The 5,446-nt window shown below is 53.0% G+C and carries 3 protein-coding genes; all 3 read left to right on the top strand.

Annotated features, from left to right (window positions below; all coding sequences use genetic code 11):
• Nucleotides 1-1,971: Ig-like domain-containing protein (locus LPA02S_RS10565; RefSeq protein ID WP_156471021.1), on the top strand; the 1,971-nt coding region annotated here is incomplete at its 5' end.
• Between the two features lie 207 nt (nucleotides 1,972-2,178).
• Nucleotides 2,179-3,747, top strand: a complete 1,569-nt coding sequence (locus LPA02S_RS10570) for a glycosyltransferase (RefSeq protein WP_054651794.1) — start codon at nucleotides 2,179-2,181, stop codon at nucleotides 3,745-3,747.
• Nucleotides 3,747-5,363 (top strand): glycosyltransferase, encoded by a 1,617-nt coding sequence (locus LPA02S_RS10575; protein WP_054651796.1) that lies wholly within the window; start codon nucleotides 3,747-3,749, stop codon nucleotides 5,361-5,363. Before LPA02S_RS10570 ends, LPA02S_RS10575 begins: the two co-directional genes overlap by 1 nt.
• Nucleotides 5,364-5,446 lie beyond the last annotated feature (83 nt).

The following is a 5,446-nucleotide window of genomic DNA, read 5'->3' on the forward strand; positions in this document are numbered from 1 at the left end:
AACACTTCGAACCCTAGTGGTAACACCGACACTTTGATCGCGCCTACCGACCTGAACACTACTAAGAACGATAATGGTTCTTACACAATCACCGGTAAGGGTACGCCAGGTGCAACCGTCACCATTAACAACCCAGCCGGAACCAAGATTGGTGAAGGCACTGTTGGTACTGATGGTTCCTTCACCGTGACGATTCCTGCTGGCTCAGCTAAGGCGGGCGACAAGGTTTCCGTAATTCAGGCGAAGGACGGCAAGACCAGTCAGCCAGCAACAATCACCATTCCTGCTGACCAGCCAACTAACATTGGCGTCAACTTTGGCACTGATGGTCACGCGCACATAACTGGGAACGGTGTACCAGGGTCCACCATTTACGTGGTCACACCAGATGGCGACTCGATCGTAACTGGTAAGGTTGGCGATGACGGCAAGTTTGACATCACGTTGCCACTCGACTACAGCGATGCTGGTGACAAAGTCGTCCTTGTACAGGCTACTGATGGTGGCCTCAGCAACCCAGTTGGGATTATCATTCCTGCCCAGACGGCTAAGGACGTCCAGGTAACAAATGATGGTAAGACTACGACCATTACTGGTACGGGTACTCCAGGTTCCACCATTACCATTACTGATGGTAACGGCAAGACGGTTGGTACTACGACTGTTGGTACTGACGGCAAGTTCACTGCCACTGTTGATGATGGTAACGTTAAGCCTGGTGACAAGCTGAACGTTACCCAGACTACTAATGGTGTTGATGGTGCACCTGTACAAATTACCGTGCCATCAACTACTCCTGGCAACGTTGATGTTACTAATGATGGTACCAAGACTACTATCACTGGTACCGGGACTCCTGGTTCCACCATTAAGGTTACTGACGGCAACGGCAACACGATTGCCACTGGTACTGTTGGTGACGACGGTAAGTTCACAATCACTATCGACGACGGTAAGATCAAGCCTGGCGACAAGCTGAACGTTACCCAGAACACTAACGGTACGGACAGTGCTCCGGTCACGATTACAGTTCCTTCTCAGGGTGCTTCTAACGTTGACGTTACGACTAACCCTGACGGTAGTGTAGACATTACCGGTGAAGGCAAGCCAGGCTCCACGGTTACTATTACTGATGGCAATGGCCACACAATTGGCACTGGTACTGTTGGTGACGATGGTAAGTTCCACATTACCATCCCAGCTGGCACGCTCAAGCCAGGTGATACTGTTGGTGTGACCGTAACGACTGATGGTGTACCAAGCAAGACGGTGACCGTCACGGTTCCTGCACAAGGTGCTACCAACGTTACCGTCACGACTAACCCTGATGGTAGTGTTGACATTACCGGTGAAGGTAAGCCAGGTTCCACGGTTACTATCACCGATGGTAAGGGCAACACGATTGCTACTGGTACTGTTGGTGACGATGGTAAGTTCCACATTACTATCCCGTCCGGCATCCTTAAGCCAGGCGACTCCGTTGGTGTCACTCTGACAACTGATGGTGTGCCAAGCAAGACGACCACCGTGACGGTGCCAAACACTACCAGCTCTAACGGTACTAACGGTAACGGCTCCAATGGTACTGGTACTAACGGCACTGGTTCCAATGGCAACGGCTCTACTACTGGTACTAATGGCAGTGGTAACGGTACTTCCGGTAACGGTTCAAGCACTGGTACCAACGGTAACGGCTCTAGCACCGGGTCTAATGGCTCTGGCACTACTACTGGTACCAATGGTTCCACCACTGGCAACAACCTGCCAAGCACTGGTTCTAACGGCTTAACCGCCACTAAGACTGGTCTTGGCGCAGGTACCAACGGTTCCACTAGTTCTGCTAGTGGTAACAGCCTGCCTGCAACTGGTGATGATGAAGGTGCTTACCTTGCAGTAGCCGGGACCATTGCAATTGGTCTGGTTGGTCTGCTTGGTGCTGAAGGCATGCGTCGTCGGCGTCGTGAAGACTAATATCGATGAACGGTTGGCACAATCCTGAACGGTTGTAAATACTGACGGTTTATCAACTGGACGCACTCTGTGATATGGGGTGCGTCCTTTTTGGTCAAAGGGGGGGAGATAATGGCGACAAAGGTGAGCTTTAACGACGACGGGTAACCGTCGTTGTGTGCCGTAAGTGCGGTAGTTGGGCAACTTTAACGGATAGAGGAATCTAAAATGTACTATTTTCTGGATGATAATTTCAATCAATTTGCTTCCGGTATTGAGCACGCAGTGTTGAAACGACAACAGCTGTTCAAAGCAAATCGCGAGCACGCTAAAATTGTCAGCATCAATTATTCAACGCGCATCGTCAATCAAAGGCGTTACTGGAACATTGACAGTGACGAATTTATCAATATGTATGATTACTTTGCCGAAAGCGGGGAGTTGCCGGAGTCCCGCGTCACGGTTGAAGACCTGGGGTTCCGCCCGCCGCTGTACCGGCTGGAAGAGCATGGCGCTCAGGTTGGCGTGTTCATTGAACAAAAGAGGGTCGCGGACATCCACCTGTTTACGGATGACCTAGGTGGGGTGGATCGTGTCGACTTCTTTGATGATAACGCGCTCCGCATTCGCACCGATTATTACGATACGCGTGGCTACCGGTCGATGAGTCAGTACTTTGCGCACGCCGATAACCAAGTCGTTTTCTGGGTCGTGGTGGAGCAGTTTTATACCGTCGACGGTCGGGTGTTTCTGGAGAACCATTACGTACAGGACGTGAATGGCAGCGGGCGCAGAAACGGAATGCAGTTAACGCTGAAGAATCGCCCGCCAATATATTTGCAGAACGTAGAGCAGCTGTTTCGCCGTTTCTTTGAAATGATTGCGAGCGAGACGCAGGAACCCGTAGCCTTCATCGCCGACCGGCAGGATGATATTGCACACGCGATGATTTTTGCACGGGTGCACGCTGCCAAAATTTTGTATGTGCACAGTTTGCATTACAGTCCGTATACTGACCCCGTGCATGGTGGGTTGACGTTTAAGGAACTTGCCCAGACGGACCAGTTGAGTCGCCTGGACCTGATCATTACGTCCACCAGGAGGCAGGCCACGGATCTGCAAGCCCGACTGCACACGCAGATTCCGGTGGTGGGCGTACCGGTGGGCATTGTCCCGGCAACTTTGCTGGCCCAAACACCGATACCAATCGACGCTCCAGGTAGAATCCGGGGCAAAGTCGTGGTGGTCGCTCGCCTTTATTGGGAGAAAAATGTGTCCGATGCCATCCGCGCCTTTGCCATTGCGCACGAACAACTGGATTGGCTGACAATGGATATTTACGGTTATGGTGACGACCGGGATCAGCACCAGGAACAAAAGCAGTTACACCAACTGGTGGCGGATATGGACTTGGACGACGTCGTCACGTTTAAGGGCCACACCAACAACATGAATGCCGTTTACGATGGTGCACAGCTCAGTTTGCTAACCAGTAAGCTGGAGGGTTTTGCCTTAGCGTTGTTGGAGGCCGAGTCGCACGGGGTACCGGTGGTTTCCTATGACATCAACTACGGCCCGGCCGAGATTGTTGAGGATGGTCGTAGCGGATTCCTGGTACCACCAGATGACTTCAAGCAGATGGCTGCCCGGATGATCCAGTTGCTCAGTAATCCACAACGCCTGGCCGAATTCAGTCGGGGAGCATACGCTGCATCCACGAAGTTTTCGGCGGGCAATGTGTGGCGTCAATGGCAAGGCAAAGTGTTACCAGTAGCGGGTAAAGGGGCTGACCAGTAATGTACTTCTTTTTGAACAATACTTCATTTTACTTAGCATCAGGAATTGAACATGCAGAGTACGCCCGGTTGCGGCTCTTCAAGCAGCACGGCGTTGATGCCAAAATTTTGACGCAGGTATACCAGTTAGACGCCACGGATAATTTAATTGCTAATCACGTCGATCCGGACGACTGTATCAACATGATTGACTACTTTTGCGACAATATCGGCGTGACCCCACGCGCTTTGACCGTTGATGAAGTTTACCGTGATTCCCCGTGGAAGCGTGTGGGGGATGGGTCCACGGTACATTTTTACCAGGGAAATTGGGAAACGCAGCGGGTGTATACCAACCAGGGCAACATCACCAAAGTCGAACATTTTGACGGTGACCAACAGCTGGTCCGCCGGGACCGCTTTGATAGTCGGGGTTTCCGGGCCAAGAGCGAGTTCTACGCCACGACGGATGATCCGCAGGCGGCCCTGCTGACGCTGGAACAGTATTACTCATCCACGGGACGGGTCGGCTTTGAGACTAGTTATCGCAGTCGTAATAACGCAGTAGTGTCGGTCAACCACCGTATTCAACTCGCGGACGGGCGGTCCTGGGCGGTGTTTAATTTGGGGCAGGCCATGACGGTATTTTTGGATCTAATCAATATGGATAACGGCGGGCACAACACGTTTATCTCTGACCGTAGTAACATCACCAACCAGCCGATGATTGAAATGACGACGCCAGCCCGTAAAATCGAGCATTTTCACAACATCCACTTTGCCGATCCGCGCGACCCGATGAACTCCGCGCTCACGTATCCGTCGATTGCGGAAACTAACCGGTTGGCGGCTACCGACATGATTATTACGCCCACCGCGCAGCAGGCCGACGATATGCGGCGCAGGCTCAAGACGGACGTGCCGATTGTGGATATCCCCGTGGGTTACGTGCCGGGGGCCCAGCTGCAAAACTCGCATGTGCTGATGACGGACGCGCGTCGAATTAAGGGCAACATCATCATTGTGGCCCGGCTGTCAAAGCAGAAAAATCTATCTGAAGCTATTCTGGCGTTCGCCGCTGCGCATGAGCAGCTGGATTGGCTGACGCTCAATATTTACGGTTACGGCGATAGTGAGGACGGCTTCCAGGAGGAGAACAAGTTACGGGCGCTGGTGCAGGAAAAGCAACTAGCGGGGTGCGTGATCTTTAATGGCTACACCCGTGATATGGCCGCAGTGTACCAGAGCGCGCAGCTGCTGCTGATGACAAGCGAACACGAAGGCTTTGTGTTGGCACTGCTGGAGGCCGCTTCGTTCGGGGTGCCGCAGTTGTCGTACGATAGTTACTACGGCCCGGCGCACGTGATTCGTGATGGTCAGAGCGGGTACATGGTACGTTACGGGGACCGGCCTGCACTCACGCAGCACATTCTGGACGTGATGCGGGACCCGGAGCTGTTACAAACGTTGAGTGACGGGGCGTACGGCCGGGCGGAGGATTTTTCCGACACGGCTGTATGGCAGAGGTGGCAGGATGCTGTGATTAGGCACGATGGGGAACGTGGGCAATTTAATAGGAAGAATGTTGACCCCATTAAGGGCCAGCTTCAGGCACACCCCGTGAACTTTGACGTGTAGTGTGTGCGGTGGGGTGGCGGTGGCGGTTCTGGCTGTTGGGGATGCCGTGGGGTGCTGCGACTTTGTGGACCGCTCCACGGTGA

Source organism: Lacticaseibacillus pantheris DSM 15945 = JCM 12539 = NBRC 106106 (genome assembly GCF_001591865.1).
Classification (GTDB): domain Bacteria; phylum Bacillota; class Bacilli; order Lactobacillales; family Lactobacillaceae; genus Lacticaseibacillus; species Lacticaseibacillus pantheris.

Coding starts and splice junctions, on each gene's coding strand:
- LPA02S_RS10570 (WP_054651794.1), top strand. CDS start 2,179: ATGTACTATTTTCTGGATGATAATTTCAATCAATTTGCTTCCGGTATT.
- LPA02S_RS10575 (WP_054651796.1), top strand. CDS start 3,747: ATGTACTTCTTTTTGAACAATACTTCATTTTACTTAGCATCAGGAATT.